This is a genomic window from uncultured Capnocytophaga sp., from assembly GCF_938029845.1.
GTDB lineage: Bacteria > Bacteroidota > Bacteroidia > Flavobacteriales > Flavobacteriaceae > Capnocytophaga.
Genome location: NZ_CALHGG010000138.1, coordinates 1 through 19,843, shown reverse-complemented (window position 1 = coordinate 19,843; position 19,843 = coordinate 1). Strand labels below are relative to the sequence as shown.

Genomic DNA, 19,843 nt, shown 5'->3' with positions numbered 1-19,843 from the left:
TTCACAATTATTATATATGGTTAGACCCAGCAACTAAAAACCGACCTTTAACCTATGGCAACTAAAAACTAAAAATATTTTTGTGCTTTTCAGAAAAAATATGTATCTTTGCACACAAAAATAAATGCGCTTTTTTATTTAAAGATATGGCACAATACAAAGGTAAAATAGCACAGGTCATTGGCCCTGTGGTAGATGTTACGTTTTCTTCAGAGAAGGAAATGCCTAAAATTTATGATTCATTAGAGATTGTTAGCAAGGAAGGTAAGCCCCTTATTTTGGAAGTACAGTCTCACATAGGGGAAGATACTGTTCGTGCCATCTCAATGGATGCCACTGAAGGTCTAAGCCGTGGGATGGAAGTTATTGCCACTGGGCACCCTATTCAAATGCCTATTGGACAAGAGGTTTTTGGACGCTTGTTCAATGTAATTGGAGATGGTATAGATGGATTGGGTGATCTCCCTAAAGAAGGAGAAAATGGTCTGCCTATTCACCGCAAAGCACCTAAGTTCGAGGACTTATCTACTGTAACTGAAGTACTCTTCACAGGGATTAAGGTAATTGACCTTATAGAACCCTATGCTAAGGGAGGTAAGATCGGACTCTTCGGGGGTGCTGGAGTAGGAAAAACAGTTCTTATTCAGGAGCTTATCAATAATATCGCCAAGGGGCACGGAGGACTTTCCGTATTTGCTGGGGTGGGTGAACGTACTCGTGAAGGGAACGACCTACTAAGAGAAATGCTCGAATCAGGCATTATCAAATATGGTGATGAGTTCATGCACTCTATGGAAGAAGGCGGTTGGGATCTTAGCAAAGTAGATAAGAAAGCCCTTAAAGACTCCAAAGCTACCTTTGTATTCGGACAGATGAACGAACCCCCTGGAGCCCGTGCTCGTGTAGCCCTTTCAGGACTTACTGTTGCTGAGTACTTCCGTGATGGTGCTGGTGAAGGCGAAGGAAAAGACGTACTCTTCTTCGTAGATAATATCTTCCGCTTCACTCAAGCGGGTTCTGAGGTATCTGCCTTGCTAGGTCGTATGCCATCAGCGGTAGGATACCAACCTACATTGGCAACTGAAATGGGGGCTATGCAAGAACGTATCACTTCTACTAAAAAAGGGTCTATTACCTCCGTACAAGCGGTATACGTACCAGCGGATGACCTTACTGACCCTGCTCCTGCTACTACCTTTGCTCACCTTGATGCCACTACAGTACTCTCTCGTAAAATCGCCGAATTGGGTATCTACCCTGCGGTAGACCCGTTAGACTCTACTTCTCGTATTCTTACACCTGAAATTCTTGGAAAAGACCACTACGAGTGTGCGCAACGTGTAAAAGAATTACTCCAACACTACAAGGAACTACAAGATATTATCGCTATTCTCGGTATGGAAGAACTCTCCGAAGAGGATAAGTTAGCTGTAGCACGTGCTCGTAGAGTACAACGCTTCCTCTCTCAACCTTTCCATGTAGCGGAACAATTTACAGGTATCCCTGGGGTATTTGTGGATATTAAAGACACCATTCGCGGATTCAACATGATCCTTGATGGAGAGCTAGACCACTTACCTGAAGCGGCTTTCAACCTTAAAGGAACTATTGAAGAAGTAATAGAAGCAGGAGAAAAAATGCTTGCTGAAGCTCAAAACTAAGTAGTATTATGATATTAGAAATAGTAACCCCAGAGGCAGTGCTTTACAAGGGAAATGTAAGTATCATCACCCTACCAGGTGCAAAAGGATCTTTTCAAATACTTGAAAACCACGCCCCTATTGTAGCACTCTTAGAAAAAGGAATAGTCACCTTTACAGAAAGTGAAGCCCCTAAGGTATTTGCCAAAGAGTATTTTCCCGAGGAGTCCAAAACTAAAGGGGAACATACGCTATCCATCACAGGAGGGGTCGTTGAGCAAAAAGATAACAAAATAATTGTACTAGCTCAATAATCTTTTTTTATAAAATTAAAGCAGGGGCAAATGCCTCTGCTTTTTTTATTCAAACTATTTTTTATATGTTAGAAAAAGCTATACAAATAGCCATAAAGGCACATAAAGGGCAAAAAGATAAAGGAGGTTTTCCTTATATCCTACACCTTATTCGTGTTATGAATGCAGGGAAAACTGAAAAATGAGAAAATCTGTGGTATCTTGCACGATTTGGTAGAAGATCACCACACCTGTTTCTTTATACAATAAGTAACTTTATAAAATAAAGACACCTAAAAAAATAAACATTCTATTACTTTTTGGGTGCTGAGGGTGTGGTCTATAGTGGCACAAAAGCCACGTACCTCATCTTGTTAAGGTTTATATATCCTTTACAACAATACAAAGATACAATATTATTTGCAAATAACAATATTTAAAAGTTTTAATTACCTTTTTGTTTGTAATTTTTACCTTGCTTCTTATCTTGCTGTTTTGTTGAAATTACAAACTAGATTTTAGCTATAAAAAAGTAACGCACTTAATTATAAGTGCGTTACCTTGTTGCTCCCCCTACTGGACTTGAACCAGTGACCCTCTGATTAACAGTCAGATGCTCTAACCAACTGAGCTAAGGAGGAATTTATTATGTCTTGGAAAACTTTATTTCTCTATCAATTTTCCGAGTGCAAAGGTACAACTTTTTTTGATACTGACAAATTTTTCAAGCACTTTTTTTCTATTTTTTTGAAAATAATTTTTAACTGACTGATATTCAATTATTTATTTTTAAAAAATAATTTAGGAAATAGCTCTTCGGAAGATTTTTTAGAGAGAAAAAGGCGTAAGGTTGCTCCTAAAAAGCCTGTTCCGTAGCTATAAAATTGAATACAAACCGCCCAAACAGACAATAATCCTATCCTACTACTGTGATTGATATGTTTGCTATCAGCAAAAATAAGTATAAAATAAGCTATATACACGAAGATAAAACCCCACTGACCTATGGCTAATAACCCTAAAGAAACAAGGAAACCTATAAGAAAGAGCGTTGGTAACCAGTGTACGAGCTTACGAGACTGCTTATGCCAGCGATTAAGTATGGCGCGTGTTTGTCCAAACTTATTGACCTGTACATAATATTTGTACCATGAGATACGTCGCTTGTGATATACAAAAGCCTCTTCCACAAAAGCCGTCTGTAGTCCTGCCTTCCATAGGCGAATACTTAGGTCAGGGTCTTCCCCCGGGTGTATGCGACCAAAGCCCTTGGTTACTTCAAAGGCCTTACGAGAAAGCCCCATATTGAAACTACGAGGTTCAAACTTGCCCATACTTCGCTTGCTCCCACGAATCCCCCCTGTGGTAAGAAAGGAAGTCATCGCATAGTTAATTGCCTTTTGAATATCTGTAAATTGGTCTGTTGCTGCATCAGGACCTCCAAAACAATCCACATAATGCTGAGAGAGAAAATCATCTACCGATTCCAAATAATGAGGCGGCAAAAGGCAATCTGAGTCCAAGATAATAAAATAATCTCCCGAAGCCCTTTGCATACCATAGTTGCGGGAATCCCCAGGACCAGAATTTTCTTTATACAAATAAACTATCTTGGTCTTATCTGCAAAAGTGTCTACTATCTCTTGAGAGGAAACAGAAGAACCATCTTCTATAATAAGCGTCTCAAAATCACCTATATAGGTTTGCTCAACTATGCTTTCCAATAGCTCCTTTACCTCCTCAGGACGATTATATACGGGTACAATAAGGGAATATTTCAATTTAGAAAATTTAGTAACTTTGCAAAGATAAAAAAAACATTTCAGTTACAACTGGTTTTTAGCAATATTTTGAAGCGTACTAAAATAAATCATAATTTCCCAACAGAAAGCACTTATTTATAAATAATGTCGTATTTTTGTCCCCAAAAAAGTAAATATTAAATAGAGCATATGGGAACGAAAAAGACAACCGCTCAAGGTTCTACACGAAAAAGACTATTAAAATATTTTTGGGGTACCTTCTTGGTAGGTATCTTATCCATTATTTTTCTTTTTCTCTTGGCCGACTGGGGGGTATTCGGCGAAATGCCTGACTTCAAGCGCCTAGAGAACCCTGAAACAAACCTTGCCTCAAGCATCTACTCTGCTGATGATGAGCTATTGGGGAAATTCTATTTCAATGATAACCGTACCCCTGTTACCTACAAAGACCTACCTGAACACTTGGTCAATGCACTGATTGCCACCGAAGACGAGCGTTTTGAAAAGCATTCGGGTATAGACATGCGTGGGACACTGCGCGCTATTGTATTCTTAGGCCGACGTGGGGGTGCCTCTACTATTACCCAACAGCTGGCAAAGCTCCTCTTTCACCGTGAAGGATCTAAGAAAACAGGTGAACGCTATTTACAAAAAATCAAGGAATGGATCATTGCTATTCGCTTGGAAAGACAATATACCAAGAAGGAAATCCTTACCATGTATTTTAACGAATACGACTTTAATAACAATGCCGATGGAATCCGTTCTGCCTCACGTATCTATTTTGGTAAAGAACCTAAAGATCTTAAGATAGAAGAAGGTGCTGTACTAGTGGGTATGTTCAAAAACTCCTCCCTATACAATCCGCGTAGGAATCCCGAAGGGGTTACCAATCGTAGGAATGTAGTATTGGCACAAATGGAAAAAAATCACTACCTCACCACCAAGGAAAAAGATTCCTTGCAAAAACTTCCTTTACGCTTAAACTTCAACCCTGAAGGGCATAATGAGGGTATTGCCACCTATTTCCGTGAACACTTACGCAATTTCATGAAAGAGTGGATTAAAGATAACCCAAAACCCGATGGGTCTAAATATGACATCTATTCCGATGGACTTAAGATATACACCACTATAGACTCTCGTATGCAAGCTGCTGCTGAAGAGGCGGTACAAAAGCATATGAAAAACCTCCAAAAAGCTTTTGCAGAAGAAAATAATCTGAAAAAGAATAAGACATTTCCTTTCGTAAAACTCTCCAAAGAGGAAATTGATCGCCTTATGGAACGTGCTATGAAGAACTCTGAGCGCTGGGCACAGATGAAGGCCGCAGGTATCTCGGACAAAGACATACGTGCTTCCTTCTATAAGGAGACCCCTATGCAAGTCTTTTCTTGGCATGGTACTATTGATACGGTGATGACTCCTTATGATTCCATTCGTTATTATAAGAGCTTCCTACGTACCGCTATCCTCTCCATGGAACCACAAACAGGACACATCAAAGCTTGGGTAGGAGGTATCGACTATAACAATTTCAAGTACGACCAAGTATTCCAAGGAGCACGTCAAGTAGGTTCTGCCTTCAAGCCTTTTGTATATGCTACAGCCATTGACCAAAAACACTATACACCTTGTACTCAAATTCCCGATGTGAAGACTTGTATAGAAGCTAACAAATGGGGTAATGCGAAAGAGTGGTGCCCTCGTAATACTAATGGTAGCTTCAGTGGAAAAATGCTCACCCTCAAGGCTGCTTTGGCAAACTCTATCAACTCCATTACTGCCAAACTCATGGATGAAGTTGGTCCTACTAATGTCATTGACCTGATTGAAAAATTGGGTATCAATACCAAAGATATTCCTGCGCTTCCATCTATTTGCTTAGGTTCTGGAGACATTACATTATTGGAAATGGTAGGGGCTTATGGAGCTTTTGCCAATGAGGGAAATTATCTGAAGCCTACTTTTATTACGCGTATAGAGGACAAGAATGGACGTATCATTTACCAACATACTCCTGAAGCCAGAAATGCGATTTCCCCTGAAAATGCTTATACAGTAATCAAACTCATGGAAGGGGTTACCCAATCTGGTTCTGGGGCGCGCCTACGTACCAAAGGAGCTGATGGTTATGATAGTATGTATAAGAATGTCATCACAGGCTATCCTTATGCCTTCAAGAATCCTATTGCAGGAAAGACAGGTACTACACAGAACCAATCCGATGGATGGTTCATGGGAATGGTGCCTAATCTAGTCACAGGAGTATGGGTAGGAGGAGAAGACCGCTCTATCCACTTCAAGGGAATCCGATATGGACAAGGGGCTACTATGGCGCTACCTATCTGGGGCTACTATATGAAGAAACTATACGAAAATAAGGATTTAGGTGTATCAAAAGAGACTTTCCCTGTACCAAAGAACGAAGATGGCTCTAGCAGCTTTAACAGTAGTGATTTTGACTGCAAAGGAAATGACCCTGTTGATGCCGTAGGAGAAGACTCCGAAGGTATTGATTTCTAACTCTTAAAACCTAACCCTTCTATTTTTCCTCCAAGCATTGCCATAGAGGTCAGTACCGCCCCTATGGTAACCCCTAAAAGCCCATGCATATTGACGGACTGTCCTGTAAGGTATAGGTTTGGAATATGTGTCTGTGGCATGATATGTGTATGGGCTATCTTATGGATATTCTTTTCATAACCATAGATAGCTCCTGTGGGGGTACCTATATAGTCGCGATAAGTCAAAGGAGTAGAAGTATACGCATGAGCTATGGCTCCTCCCAACTGGGGATATCGCTGATACACAACCCTTAAAAGTTGATCGGCTTTCTCTCTCTTAAAAGCCTCATAGGCCGCTCCCCTACCCTCGGGAGCGGCTATGGTATTAAGCGTATGCTCCCATGTACGCACTTGCTCGTAGTCCATGTAGGTAAGTAGTGTCATATTGTCAGTATATGTACCTCCGTCCTTAGGAGGTGACATAGAAAGCATATAAGACAAAGGGAAAGTATCTGAGTGGCAATGAGGTGCTTTCCATACCTGTTGTGGATCCTTAAACCAATACATATTGTAAGGCAAGTAAGGGAAGGAGTGAGGTTTGAGTACTAAGTGTAGAGAAAAGACCCCTGAAACAGGGGTAAGTTGCTCTATTCGTTTGTAATAGGAGGGCTTAAAGTGCTCTCGACCAGCTATGGACAATAACTGCTGTATATCAATATCTGAAACAAAATCTTTGGCTATATACTTTTTGTGTTGGGAGGTAATCACTGAGTAGATTTTTCCCTCCCTATATTCAAAAGCAAGTACTTCATTTTCAGTAAATAAAGATACACCAAGAGCACGTAATTGCCTTACAAGCAGCTGGGTAATCTGTGAGCCACCACGCCTAAATCGCCATGCACTTTCCATATAAGAATTGACTGACAAAGCATGTACATATAAGGGAGTATGCGCTGTGGTACCTGCATAGAGAAAGTTATTGCCCAATAGGACTGCTTGCAGTCTTTCATTGGGAGTTAGCTCGCGAAGAAACTCCATTAAGGATAACGAAAGTAAAGACTCATCATAACTTCCTTCCAATCGAAAACGATAAAGAGGAAAGTGATTACACACTTCCTTTATCCTAGCAACATACTGTTCTAGTGCTGCTTTTTCTTGAGGAAAATAAGATAATAACTGTGTAATAAAATTATCATATCCCTGAGCATGAGGATAGGAAGTAGCCTCTTGAGCAAAACAAATACGATCATAACCATCCTTAGGCATACATTCCAAATCCAAATCTGAAATAATACCTGCATAAGAAAAATAATTATGGAGTGGCTGCCCCTTTTCAAGACTTCCCACGTAATGCACTCCTGTATCAAAGAGTACCCCATCACGGAAAAAAGACTGCAAGTTCCCACCAAATTGTTTGTTTTTCTCAACAATGGCAACTTTTCGACCTTCTTTAGCCAAGATAAGGGCTGTCATAAGCCCCCCAAGACCACTTCCTATGACAATTGTATCGTACATAAACAATAATTAATGACTAATAACTAATGACTAATGCTTAGCAACTATAATATTAGTCACTAGTCATTAGTCATCAATCATTAACAACTGATTCCTAACACTTTGGTATAGTGAGCATTTAAGTGTTCTCGCATAAGTTCTCTAAACGAAGCAGGAGTACCATGCTTAAGTTCTTCTAGCAAATCGCGGTGGCTTATTTGTTTGCTTCCTTCGGGGAGAATATAGGCGGTTTGGTAACGATTGAGGTCATGTACATATTGGAAAATTGGCATGAATACATCTTGGAATTTCCTAAGAATCTCATTCCCTGCCATCTCATATAGCTTGCCATGAAACTGTTTTTCTGTTTCCAAATAGAAATTAAAGCTGTCACAACGTTTTTCTTCAGAGCTTCGCACGATTTCCTCCAACTCCTTAAGCTGTTTAGAAGTTTTACGTGTAAAGACAAAATCGGCCATACCTACCTCTAACATCAATCTTAGTTCAAAAAGGTTAGAAAGCATCTTGACATCAACGAGTGCTGGGTCAAGCATCTTTTCAAAATTATGCACCAAATCAGGCTCTAGAATCACCATCCCTCTATGCTTACGGGATTCTATCAGTCCCAATGTTCTTAGGCGCAACATAGCCTCGCGAATAGCCGTTCTACTTACCCCAAGAGTCTCGGCAAACTCTAGTTCTTTGGGGAGGGAATCTCCAGCTCTCAGTGCATTATCCTTGATATAATCTATAATATGCTTCTCCACCTTATCCACCAAGGATGCATTCTCTGAATCAGTTGTTTTTTCCTTTAATGACTTCATAAGATATACGTTTAACTCATATAATATATTTACATGGTACAAATTTACAACTTTTTTTAGTGACAAAAAAATTTTTCTATTCTTATTTTCTCTTCTAGAAAAATCTATCTATAAGAAAATCAATGATATAATTGAAAACTTCATTAATTAAAAGTTAAATTTCTAATTTTAATCTTTTTGGCACTGTTTTTGTAAATAACTATTCGCAACTTTAGAGTTAAAAAAATAGATATTATCAATTATTTTAAGATTTTAAATATGAAAAAACATCTCACTTCCGTATTCTCTGCTATTTTAGGAGGAACTATTGCCTTAGGAGGCTATCATTTTATTCTCAAAGAGAAAGAAGACAATACTTTATTTCTCTCTTCTCAAAAGGCCGATACCACTGGAGCTATCCATACCAATTTCCAACAGGTAGCCAATTTCAATTTTGATGAAAATAGTTTCATCAATGCCTCCAACAAGACTGTTAATAGTGTAGTCCATGTGAAAAACATGACTGTTGCTCCTGAAATCACCTCCATCTTTGACCTTTTCAGTGGAAACACCCCTCAGCGTAGTGGCAAGGAACGCTTGGCAGGTACGGGTTCTGGAGTTATCATATCTCCTGATGGCTACATTGTTACCAACAATCACGTAATCAGTGGTGCTTCTTCAGTACAAGTAACCCTAAACAATAACCAAACTTACAAAGCTGAAATTATTGGTTCAGACAGCAGCTCAGATATTGCGTTACTGAAAATCAAAACAGAAGAAAAACTACCTTACCTTACCTTTGCAGATTCAGATAATACCAAGATAGGCGAATGGGTGTTGGCCGTAGGAAATCCTTTCAACCTTACCTCTACCGTAACAGCTGGGATTATCAGTGCTAAGGCTAGAAATTTAGGAAACCAATACAATGGAAAGATAGAGTCCTATATACAAACAGATGCTGCTGTTAATTCAGGAAATAGTGGTGGAGCTTTGGTGAATCTCAACGGAGACCTTATCGGTATCAATACCGCTATTGCCTCTCCTAATACTGGTACTTTCGTAGGTTATTCCTTTGCTGTTCCTAGCAATATCGCAAAGAAGATTGTAGAAGACCTCATAGAATATGGCAATGTACAACGTGGTATTCTGGGTGTAGCTGGTACAGAACTCAACTCTGAAACTGCTGAAAAACTCCATATCAAACAAACCGAAGGCTTCTATATAGATAATGTAGAAGATGATTCAGGAGCTGAAAAGGCTGGACTTAAAAAAGGTGACATCATCACTCAAATGGACAATATTAAAATACGTACTTTCTCTGACCTCAGTGGTCACATCAATACCAAAAGACCTAATGACAATGTCAATGTGGTTATACTAAGAGATGGTAAAGAAAAAGAAATCAGTGTAAAACTTCAAAAAAATGATTCTTATGTAGCCAATGACTTAGGAATTATGGTAAAGAACTTATCTGAAAAAGATAAAAAAGCATTCAATATAAAGAGTGGTGTAAAAATCACCAAAACAAGCCCTTTATTTATTGAAAATGGTGTAAATTTGGACGGTAAAGTACTTCTTTCTATCAATGGTAAAGAAGTAAAAGACATAGATAGCGTAAAAAATATCCTAGAAAACAACCAATCACAACGCAATGCTATTGTGGTTCTTAATAAGAATGGAGAAAAAGAACGCTACTTCCTATAAAAATAATTTCACGTATTCATATCTTAAAGTTTGATTTTTATTAGTGCTAAAATAGTTTGCCTTTGTATCAAGGCAAACTATTTTTTTATGTAAAAACTTATTTTACATACTTGAAAAATAGTTTTTATCAATTAATTATACTTTTGGTAGAATAATTTTAGCATTTGAAAACACTCTTATTTGATAATTTATTTTTACTTTTGCCTTTCATTCAATGAAAAGACCTTATTCTTATGGATACTCGCAAGGATATTCAGTGGGCTTTCCTCTATTTTATTATCACTATTCTATTGGGGTTATCCCTTAGAGTGTCTTATATAGCCGATGTTTTTTTCAACATACGACACGTTACACACTCACACTCTCATATAGGACTATTGGGGTGGATATATACAATTCTCTCTTCGCTCATCTGTCAATATTTTTTAAGGGAGACAGATAGAAAGCCTTATTTTATTTTATTTCTCTGTACGCAATTCTGCATCTTAGGAATGCTTTTTTCTTTTCCTTTTGGAGGGTACTTCCTATACTCTATTATTTTCTCTTCCCTTTTTATCATTTGTACTTATTGGTTTAGCATTTTCTTTCTCAAAAGAAGTAAAAAATATAATTTTATACGGTTTTCTATTTCCAAAAGTGTAGATACAGAACATGACAAACCACTTTCATTAAAGTTTGTTCATTGGGGTATCTATTTTCTTATACTATCAAGCATCGGGATATGGCTACTTCCTGTAGCAATTGTAAAGGCAGGTAAGGGAAGCGACTGGTATAACAGTGCCTTATATTTCTTCCTACACTTCCAATACAATGGTTGGTTCTTAGCTGTACTCTTTGGTCTTCTAGTGGGAGAAATAGAGCATAAGAGCCTACTAAATAGCAAGCGGCTCAAGGGAGCCCTCTATAACTTTGTCATTGGTACCATAGGCTCTGTTACCCTCTCTTGGGTAGGCTTTTTCAATGAGCCTATCTTGTATATCATTGGAAATATTTCAGGTTTTTTACTTTTAGCAAGTATCTTTGAGCTATATAGAGCTTATATGCAATTGGAAAAACCTGCTTTCCTTATGCAAATGTTTTTACTACTTTGCATGCTAAAGACTATTTTCATGTTCTTAGGTTCTTTCCCTTGGATAGCTGAAGTAGTGTTGCCCAATAGAGAGTTTGTCATCAGTTATTTGCACTTTACTTTTTTAGGAGTTATTGGATTTGGAGTTCTTCATTTCTTAGAGAAAAACCTACATATTCACTTTCCCTATTGGAGTCTATCCTTATATACCACTGCTTTTGTAGGGAGTGAAATACTTATTGCCTATAAGGGAATTGCCATACTTTGTGAACTCTTTGTGCCCGATAACTATTATCTATTATTAATCGTCTTCAGTTCCCTATTTTTTATAGCTGTTGGCTATTGGTGTTATATCATCTTTAGAAAGGTACGTAATAAGTCTATTGAGAAGGATAACTAGCTTAACATTTATTCAAAAACCAAACTCACCTTCCGTTATATTTCTTTACAAAAAGTTATTTTTATTTATAGCAAAGTTAAATTTTTATTGATGATATCATCCTTGTTTTCTTCTTATAAATATTTTAATTTATTCATTTTCAATAAATTATCATTCTTTTTACCATCTTAATTATTAACACAGACAAAAGTTATTAACAATTTGAAGAAAACAAAATTTGTATATTTCATGATATTTTCAGAATTTTGCCACACCTATCAATAAACTTCTCTTTAATATGAAAAAAGTTATATTATACACCCTATCTTTCTTTAGCTTTATAGCAGCCTCTACCCTCTATGGACAGCAATCCCAAGCTGTTTCTTCGAGACTTTCCAATATTGTACTTGATAGCCTACTATCTCCACATGAGAATTTTGAATATGTCATCAAGAGAATGTATGTTGATATTAAAGGGCATGAATATGACCTTGATTTCAAGGCTTTTAGATATGCTTACATTGGCTATCAGAACATGAAATTACAAAACAAGCTCAATGATAAGCGCCTGCTTTCTATCATTGACTTTACTAAGGACAGCGACAAAAAACGCTTCTATACAATAGACTTAGATAATCGAAAAATCCTCTACCATACCTATGTTGCCCATGGTAAGAAAACAGGAACTTCTGCTGCTACTTACTTCTCCAATGAAGAAGAATCTCACAAAAGTAGCTTGGGCTTCTATGTTACAGGAAAAACCTACAATGGCGATGCTGGTTTTAGCCTAAAACTCTATGGAAATGAGCGCTACTACAATTCCAATGCCTATAAGCGAGGAATCGTTATCCATACAGCTGACTACATGAATGAGGATTTCCTCAAAAAAAATGGACGTTTTGGTCGTAGTTTAGGTTGTCCTGTACTACCTACTAACATCTACAAAGAGGTTATTGAAACAATCAAAGAAGGCACTATGGTCTTTGCCTATTATACTAACAAGAGATATTTAGCTTCCTCTAAATACTTAAAGGTAAGTAGCCTTACGCTAAACAATACTTTCTAATATACTGTTCTAATTCACTTTAGCTGCAATGAAAATACAAGACGTTATCCAATATTTGGAGACCCTTGCGCCCCTTAGCTATGCAGAGGACTTTGACAATGTAGGTCTATTGGTAGGAAACCCCGATACTCCTTTGCGAGGTGTACTCATCACCCTTGACACTTTAGAAACAGTGGTTGAGGAGGCAATAGCACGAGATTGTAATCTTATTGTAAGCTTTCACCCCATCATCTTCAGTGGGCTTAAGCGGCTCACAGGGGGCAACTATGTAGAACGTACCGTCATCAAGGCTATAGAGCATCATATTGCTATTTATGCGATACATACCGCTTTGGATAATTCTTTCTGGGGGGTGAATGCTCGTATTTGTGACCGATTAGCACTCTCCAGAAGAGAAATACTTCTTCCCCAAGCTCATACCATAGAACAATTGGTAACCTATGTACCCCAAAAAGATGCTTCTGCCTTGCGAGAACAGCTCTTCAAGGCTGGAGCAGGAAATATAGGTAATTACTCCAAATGTAGTTTTAATATAGAAGGTACAGGTACTTATATGGGGAATACCCAGAGCAACCCTACCATAGGAAAGCCTGAGGAATTCCATTGCGAAGCAGAAACACGTATCAGTGTTATCTTCCCTAAGCATCTGAGAAAAAATATCTTACAAGCACTTTTCACCCATCACCCTTACGAGGAAGTCGCTTATGAGCTCTACACCTTGGAGAACTCTCACCAACATATAGGACTGGGTATGATTGGTTTCTTGGAAGAACCTATGGAGGAGCATGCCTTTCTCTCCTACGTAAAAGAGCGTATGGAAACTGCTTGTATACGTCATTCTGCCTTCTTAGGAAAAAAGATACAAAAAGTAGCCGTATTGGGAGGAAGCGGTGCTGATGCTATTGGGGCTTGCCTCGCTACAGGTTGTGATGCTTATATCACTTCCGATATTAAGTATCACGAATTTTTCAAAGCCGAAGGTCGTCTTCTTTTGGCCGATATAGGACATTATGAAAGCGAACAATTCACAAAATTGCTTTTATGGGAACAACTTACGAAAAAATTTCCTACCTTTGCATTTTATTTAGCTAATACAAATACAAATCCTATCAACTACTTATAGTTATGACAAAAAAAGAAGTATCCGTAGAGGACAAACTAAGGACCCTATACGCCTTGCAACTCATTGATTGCAAAATAGATGAACTAAGAAATGTACGTGGCGAACTCCCTTTGGAAGTAGAAGATTTAGAAGATGAGGTAGCAGGATTGGAAAGCCGTGCAGAACGCCTAGCCAGTGATATTGACAAGATTAATGTGGATATTTCTGCGAAAAAGAACCTTATTGAGGAAAGCAAAGGACTAATTAAGAAATATGCCGAACAACAGAAGAATGTACGCAATAATCGTGAGTTCAATGCTATCTCAAAAGAAATAGAGTTCCAAGAACTTGAAATCCAATTGGCTGAAAAACACCTCAAAGAATTCAAAGCTGATATTGAACAAAAGAAACTCTCTATCGCTAAGATAAAAGAACAACTCGAAGAACGCAAAAAACACCTACACCACAAGAAAGAGGAACTTTCTTCTATCCTTGAAGAGACCCAAAAAGATGAGGAAACTCTCCTTAAAAAATCTTTGGAAATATCCTCACAGATAGAGCCACGCCTTTTGAGTGCTTACCAACGTATTCGCAACAGCGTGGTTAACCGCTTGGCAATTGTTCCCGTAGAACGCGGTGCCTCAGGAGGATCCTTCTTTGTAATTCCTCCACAGGTACAGGTAGAAATCTCTACCCGCAAGAAAATCATCACCGATGAGCACAGTGGTCGTATCCTTATAGACCCAGAATTGGCCAGAGAAGAAAGAGAAAAAATGGACGAATTCTTCCAATCTATGTAAAATAAAGAAGGAGTGTTGCCTCAAGCAACACTCCTTCTTTTATTATTCTATTCTTCTTTCTTATCCTTGTTCCAACCAAAATAGCCATTCTTTTCTATCATCTCAGCCACTCCTTTGGGGAGTGCAGCCTGCCAGCCTTCTTGTCCACTCTTTATCTGTTGTACAATATCACGAGAACGAATATTCAAGTTCTTAGCATCATAGTTTTCAATATCTACCAATTTTTCGTTGAACTTAAAGAACTTATAAAGCTCCTTCATACGGGGGGATACATGAATATTATTGCTAGTGATAATCTCTCCTGTTTCCTTATTACGCATAGGATATAGATATATCTTGATATCGCGGTAGAAAAGTTTTCCAAAAGCCTCCAAGATACCACCACTCAAGTGTGTATAATATTCTTCGTCAAAAATTGCAATAAGGTTATCTGCTCCCATAACCATCCCCATCTGTGCCTTGGTATAATTGGAGAAATATTCAGCCAAGCGGTAATACTCCTTAAAGTTAGAAATAAGTACCTTATACCCCAAGGAGCTGAGTATGCGCGCTCTATCCATAAAATCTTGCTCATCCAGCTCCCCTGATGCCAAGAGGTTGGAAAGAGTAATCTCAAAAATCACTTGAGTATTATTCTCATCTACCCCTTTTTCCTTGAGAAATAGTTCCAAAGAGCGTTTAAGCATGTCTATATTGACATTGGTTACTGGGCGGAAACTACCCCTGAGAGTGAGGATATTCTTCTTATAGAGCTGTTCGGCAGGAAGTTGGTTATTTCCATCGGCATCGAACATTACCGCTTCGGTCATACCATTCTTGATCAGTTGCAAACTCATCAGACGATTATCCACCTCCGCAAACTTAGGCCCTGAGAAGTTAATCATATCTATCTCAATGAGATCTTTGTCTATATGGTCGTAGAGATACTTTACGATACTGTGAGGCTTCTCTGATTTATAAAAAGCACTATGGATAAGGTTTACCCCCAGCTTACCAAGGGTCTCCTGTTGAGCACGAGTTTCTGTCTGGTGAAAACGAATATGTAGGATAATATCATTATAGCCTCCTTCGGGTTCCGTCTGAAAGCGAATCCCTACCCAGCCATGTCCTTTGTAGCGCTTGGCAAAGTCAATAGTTGTAACCGTATTAGCATAGGTGAAGAAGAGTTTGTCAGGGTATTTATCCCTTGGTAAGCGTTCTTCTAAGAGCTTAATTTCATGGCTAAGCATTTTCTTTAGACGCCCTTCGGTAACATAACGCCCATCTTTTTCGGCTCCATATAGGGCATCACTGAAATTCTTATCATAGGCACTCACTGCCTTGGCTATAGTACCCGATGCCCCTCCTGCACGGAAGAAATAACGCACGGTCTCTTGACCAGCCCCTATTTCCGAGAAAGTCCCGTAAATATGTTTGTTCAGATTGATACGTAGTGCCTTAGCACTCAGAGAAGGAATTTCCTCAAAATCCCTATCCCCTACGATATAAGTTCCCATGTGTAAAGCTATTTGTATTACAATAATAAATGCCAAAGATACGATTATTTATACAGAATTAAAAATTTATTCTCAAAAAGATTTTTCTTATTTTTAGGGGCTATTTCAAAAGAAAATAGTACCTTTGTGCTAAAATACTATACCAATGAAATTTTTTATTGATACGGCCAATTTGGCACAAATACAGGAGGCTGAAAACTTAGGCGTATTGGACGGAGTAACCACCAATCCCTCCCTCATGGCCAAAGAAGGTATACGCGGAGAGGCCAATATTCTAGAGCACTACAAAGCCATTTGTAAAATGGTAAAAGGTGATGTCTCTGCTGAGGTAATTGCCACCGATTATGAAGGAATCATCAAGGAAGGAGAAGTTTTGGCTGCTCTTCACCCTCAAATTGTAGTGAAGGTACCTATGATAAAGGACGGAATACGTGCCATTCGCTATTTCTCTCAAAAAGGTATTAGAACTAACTGTACCTTAGTTTTTTCTGCAGGACAAGCGTTACTTGCTGCCAAGGCAGGAGCTACCTATGTATCGCCTTTTATTGGACGATTGGACGACGTTTCTACCGATGGGCTTGGACTAATTGCCGATATTCGTCTCATTTACGACAACTATGGTTACGAAACTCAAGTACTTGCCGCTTCTGTAAGACATACTATGCATATCATAGAATGTGCGAAAATAGGAGCCGATGTAATTACCGCTCCCCTTTCGGCTATCTTAGGCCTTTTAAAACACCCACTTACAGATATAGGTCTAGAAAAATTCCTAGCCGATGCTAAGGGATAATAAATAACCTTCTTATAAAAACTTAACTCCCACAGATTTCATGGATAACTTTCAAATCCATACAATCTGTGGGAGTTTTTTCTTTAGCTTCTATTTTTTCAATCGAAAACGAATATAAGTAATAGGTTTACCCTGCGCTAGATACTGTTTTTCATAAGTAGTCTGTATAGCCAAGACTTCTTGAGGAGCACCTTCGTTACGGTAGATATGGTGATTGGCATAAAGTATCTCATGCCCCATACCATGCAGTAGCCCTAAAGTATATCCGTGCAGGTACTCGCTATCTGTCTTCAGATGAATTAGTCCATCGGGGGAAAGGATATGCTTATACTTTGCCAAGAAGTCTTGATTAGTAAGTCTATGCTTGGTACGCTTGTACTTGATCTGAGGGTCAGGGAAAGTAATCCATATCTCGGCTACCTCCCCTTGGGCGAAAAGGTAGTCTATGAGTTCTATTTGAGTTCTAAGAAAGGCGGCATTGGGGATTTTTTCTTCTAAGGCTGTTTTTGCCCCTCTCCAGAAACGTGCTCCCTTGATATCTACCCCTATAAAATTCTTATCAGGATATTGTTGAGCCAGATTTACCGTATACTCTCCTCTACCACAACCTAGTTCCAATACTATAGGATGATCATTTTTGAAGAAATCTCTTGCCCATACCCCTTTGAGAGGAAAATTACCTGCGATTACCTCCTCTCGGTTGGGCTGAATCACATTGGCAAAAGTTTCATTTTCTTTGAATCGTTTGAGTTTGTTTTTACTTCCCATATTTGTAAGTGAAAAGTGAAAAGTGATTAGTCTCTTTTCACTTGTAATTAATCATTATTATAGTTCTTCTGCTTGTTCTATGAGTAAAGCAATATCGCTGACAGGGACAATTTCTCTTTGTTGATTTTTTACCCCATCGGTAAGCATGGTATTACAGAACGGACAAGCCGTTACAATAATCTCAGGACGTACATCAAGGGCTTGAGCGGCACGAGCATTGTTGATTTCACCAGTTCCTTTTTCGGCTTCCTTGAACATCTGAGCGCCTCCAGCCCCACAACAAAAGGAACGAGCCTTGCTTTTCTTCATCTCAACTATTTCAGCTTCCAATTTCTCCAAGATAGCCCTGGGTGCTTCATACTCTCCATTGCCACGCCCTAAGTAACAAGGGTCGTGAAAGGTGATACGCTTACCCTTGAACATTCCTCCCTCTACCTTCAATCGCCCCTCATCCAAAAGCTGTTGGAGGAGCTGGGTATGGTGCAAAACCTCATACTTACCCCCCAAAGCAGGATATTCGTTGCGTAAGGTATTAAAGCAATGTGGACAAGCGGTTACTATCCTAGTAATACCATAGTTATTAAGGGTCTCTATATTGGTCAGCGCTTGCATCTGGAAAAGAAACTCATTGCCAGCACGCTTAGCAGGATCGCCTGTACAACCTTCTTCGGCACCCAGTACCGCAAAAGAAACCCCCGCCTTGTGGAGTATCTTGGCCATAGCCTTGGTCACACGGCGTGCCCGCTCATCAAAGCTGCCTGCACAGCCTATCCAGAAAAGGACATCGGGCTTAATCCCTTGTGCGCTAAGCTCTGCCATAGTGGGAACATGAAAGTTCATAGACATATATTTTTCAAGCGGCAAAAGTACAAATAATTTGGTAATTGGGCAATTGACTCATCGGTATAATTTTTGATTGTTGTACAAAAAATTATTTGTATCTTTGTCTTAGAATGCAGCTGTAATCCTTTTGTGGTGTTACATCACTTATAGATAAGAAAACAGTAAAAGATGGAACCACTTCCGAGAAGTCTAATCAGCTCATTTCCATAATTATAAAATTTCTATAAAACATTTTAAATCAACTTCTTATGAATATATTGAACTATATTAAGATATCTTTTTTCTCACTTATATTCCTATCTTGTGAAAGTCGTATTGAACAAATAAGTCATCAAAACTTTGATGCTATAATTATAAAAAATTGTCCGGATAGCACCTTTATTCCTAAAAATATTCAATATTCTATCTTCAAAAAAGGTAGTAACTTTCAAGAAAAAATCTGTGATTATTATAGTTTCTCAGTCGTTCCTTTTATGGATAATGCGCAACAATGCTTTAGTATAATCCCTAATTTTGACAATAGTTTTGAAGTGAATGGTGATATAAAGATTATCCTTAATAATGATTATTATTACTGTTTTGAAGTGGATACAATAAAGTATGACACCATACGCAGACCTACTGTACTTCCTAAGGTTTATAAATTATATATCTATAGAAAAACAGAAGCTAAGGTGAATGATTCTATCTATAAATTTGACAATGGGAGTAAATGGATTCTTCCTTTTAATTTAGCGAGAAGAAAATAATGTCAAACTGATAAAGCTATTTTTTAACCATTACTGGCACATTAATTCATTAGCTCCTTACCCTGTGTAAGTATGTACGCTTAGCTGTGCGGTAGGGAGATAATTGACTCCAAACCAGCAGATAAGGAGCAATATAAAGGCAATCCCTACAATGATAAAACTCTGTAAGGGCTTTTTCTCTTTATGATTATACTTGTGATGCAGATAGACCAAATAACCCAGCCAAGTGATAAAAGCCCATGTCTCCTTTGGATCCCATGTCCAATAGTGTCCCCATGCTTCCTTCGCCCAAAGAGCCCCAAAGAGTAGCCCAAAGGTGAGAAATACATAACCTATCTTGATAAGCTGGTCAGTAATGGCAAAAACTGAATATATCTCCTGTCCCCTCTTATAGCGATAAATCCCATAAAAGGCTGTCAGTGAAGCCATACCGAGCATGGCATAGGCAAAGATATAGACAATCACATGCGGGATAAACCACACACTTTGCAGGGCAGGCATCAGTGCCTTGTTCATCGTATCGGGGTGGGTGTAGGTAAGTCCTACAAAGACAATGCCCATCACCGCCGAATAG

General features: G+C 38.6%; 17 protein-coding genes, 1 tRNA gene and 1 pseudogene. 11 read left to right on the top strand and 8 right to left on the bottom strand.

Translation table 11 applies throughout. From position 1 onward, the window contains the following. The first annotated feature begins 146 nt into the window (after positions 1–146). The 3 genes and pseudogenes from atpD to Q0625_RS09835 all read left to right on the top strand — a co-directional run. Entirely contained in the window at positions 147–1,661 is a 1,515-nt protein-coding gene (atpD, locus tag Q0625_RS09845; protein WP_298826512.1) for a F0F1 ATP synthase subunit beta, read from the top strand. 8 nt (positions 1,662–1,669) lie between these two features. Beyond that, positions 1,670–1,954: a F0F1 ATP synthase subunit epsilon gene (locus Q0625_RS09840; protein ID WP_298826509.1), complete on the top strand. Its 285-nt coding sequence runs from the start codon at positions 1,670–1,672 to the stop codon at positions 1,952–1,954. Positions 1,955–2,019: 65 nt separating this feature from the next. Next, a pseudogene (locus Q0625_RS09835) lies at positions 2,020–2,176 on the top strand (phosphohydrolase); the annotation flags it as partial. 324 nt (positions 2,177–2,500) lie between these two features. Here Q0625_RS09835 and Q0625_RS09830 read toward each other — a convergent pair. Both Q0625_RS09830 and Q0625_RS09825 read right to left on the bottom strand, forming a co-directional pair. Then, a tRNA-Asn gene (locus Q0625_RS09830) sits at positions 2,501–2,574 on the bottom strand. Positions 2,575–2,712: 138 nt separating this feature from the next. Further along, a complete protein-coding gene (locus Q0625_RS09825; protein ID WP_298826506.1) occupies positions 2,713–3,714 on the bottom strand; it encodes a glycosyltransferase in 1,002 nt (333 codons plus the stop codon). A gap of 171 nt (positions 3,715–3,885) precedes the next feature. Here Q0625_RS09825 and Q0625_RS09820 point away from each other — a divergent pair, with 171 nt between their 5' ends. Next, positions 3,886–6,222, top strand: coding sequence for a transglycosylase domain-containing protein (locus Q0625_RS09820; protein ID WP_298826503.1), 2,337 nt, complete (start codon positions 3,886–3,888; stop codon positions 6,220–6,222). Here the strand turns inward: Q0625_RS09820 and Q0625_RS09815 are convergent. Continuing rightward, positions 6,219–7,718, bottom strand: coding sequence for an NAD(P)/FAD-dependent oxidoreductase (locus Q0625_RS09815; protein ID WP_298826500.1), 1,500 nt, complete (start codon positions 7,716–7,718; stop codon positions 6,219–6,221). The genes Q0625_RS09820 and Q0625_RS09815 overlap by 4 nt on opposite strands. An 80-nt stretch (positions 7,719–7,798) precedes the next feature. Continuing rightward, positions 7,799–8,521: an FCD domain-containing protein gene (locus tag Q0625_RS09810; protein WP_298826473.1), complete on the bottom strand. Its 723-nt coding sequence runs from the start codon at positions 8,519–8,521 to the stop codon at positions 7,799–7,801. Positions 8,522–8,779: 258 nt separating this feature from the next. On the opposite strand from Q0625_RS09810, the gene Q0625_RS09805 reads away from it, so the two are divergent. The 5 genes from Q0625_RS09805 (at position 8,780) to Q0625_RS09785 (ending at position 14,620) form a co-directional block, all read left to right on the top strand. Beyond that, positions 8,780–10,204: a trypsin-like peptidase domain-containing protein gene (locus Q0625_RS09805; protein ID WP_298826471.1), complete on the top strand. Its 1,425-nt coding sequence runs from the start codon at positions 8,780–8,782 to the stop codon at positions 10,202–10,204. 233 nt (positions 10,205–10,437) lie between these two features. Next, positions 10,438–11,673 carry a hypothetical protein gene (locus tag Q0625_RS09800; protein ID WP_298826468.1) on the top strand — a complete coding sequence of 412 codons (1,236 nt, stop codon included), beginning with the start codon at positions 10,438–10,440 and terminating at the stop codon, positions 11,671–11,673. 277 nt (positions 11,674–11,950) lie between these two features. Beyond that, entirely contained in the window at positions 11,951–12,718 is a 768-nt protein-coding gene (locus Q0625_RS09795; protein ID WP_298826465.1) for a murein L,D-transpeptidase catalytic domain family protein, read from the top strand. A gap of 28 nt (positions 12,719–12,746) precedes the next feature. Beyond that, a complete protein-coding gene (locus Q0625_RS09790) occupies positions 12,747–13,841 on the top strand; it encodes a Nif3-like dinuclear metal center hexameric protein (RefSeq protein WP_298826461.1) in 1,095 nt (364 codons plus the stop codon). A 2-nt stretch (positions 13,842–13,843) separates the two neighbouring features. Next, the gene (locus tag Q0625_RS09785) at positions 13,844–14,620 is read left to right on the top strand and encodes a hypothetical protein (protein ID WP_298826459.1); all 777 of its coding nucleotides are present in this window, start codon (positions 13,844–13,846) and stop codon (positions 14,618–14,620) included. Positions 14,621–14,667: 47 nt separating this feature from the next. Here Q0625_RS09785 and Q0625_RS09780 read toward each other — a convergent pair whose 3' ends face one another. Next, a complete protein-coding gene (locus Q0625_RS09780) occupies positions 14,668–16,116 on the bottom strand; it encodes a TonB-dependent receptor (protein WP_298826457.1) in 1,449 nt (482 codons plus the stop codon). A 145-nt stretch (positions 16,117–16,261) separates the two neighbouring features. Between Q0625_RS09780 and fsa the strand changes: the two genes are divergently transcribed. Next, complete coding sequence (gene fsa, locus Q0625_RS09775) at positions 16,262–16,909, top strand: fructose-6-phosphate aldolase (RefSeq protein WP_298826454.1); 648 nt, start codon at positions 16,262–16,264, stop codon at positions 16,907–16,909. 90 nt (positions 16,910–16,999) lie between these two features. On the opposite strand, the gene trmB is transcribed toward fsa, so the two are convergent. After that, on the bottom strand, positions 17,000–17,677 hold the full coding sequence (trmB, locus tag Q0625_RS09770; protein WP_298826452.1) for a tRNA (guanosine(46)-N7)-methyltransferase TrmB: 678 nt from the start codon (positions 17,675–17,677) through the stop codon (positions 17,000–17,002). 57 nt (positions 17,678–17,734) lie between these two features. Continuing rightward, entirely contained in the window at positions 17,735–18,523 is a 789-nt protein-coding gene (locus tag Q0625_RS09765; RefSeq protein ID WP_298826450.1) for a (Fe-S)-binding protein, read from the bottom strand. A 245-nt stretch (positions 18,524–18,768) separates the two neighbouring features. On the opposite strand from Q0625_RS09765, the gene Q0625_RS09760 reads away from it, so the two are divergent. Next, complete coding sequence (locus Q0625_RS09760; protein ID WP_298826448.1) at positions 18,769–19,269, top strand: hypothetical protein; 501 nt, start codon at positions 18,769–18,771, stop codon at positions 19,267–19,269. 57 nt (positions 19,270–19,326) lie between these two features. Here Q0625_RS09760 and ccsA read toward each other — a convergent pair. Next, positions 19,327–19,843: cytochrome c biogenesis protein CcsA (ccsA, locus tag Q0625_RS09755; RefSeq protein WP_298826446.1), on the bottom strand; the 517-nt coding region annotated here is incomplete at its 5' end.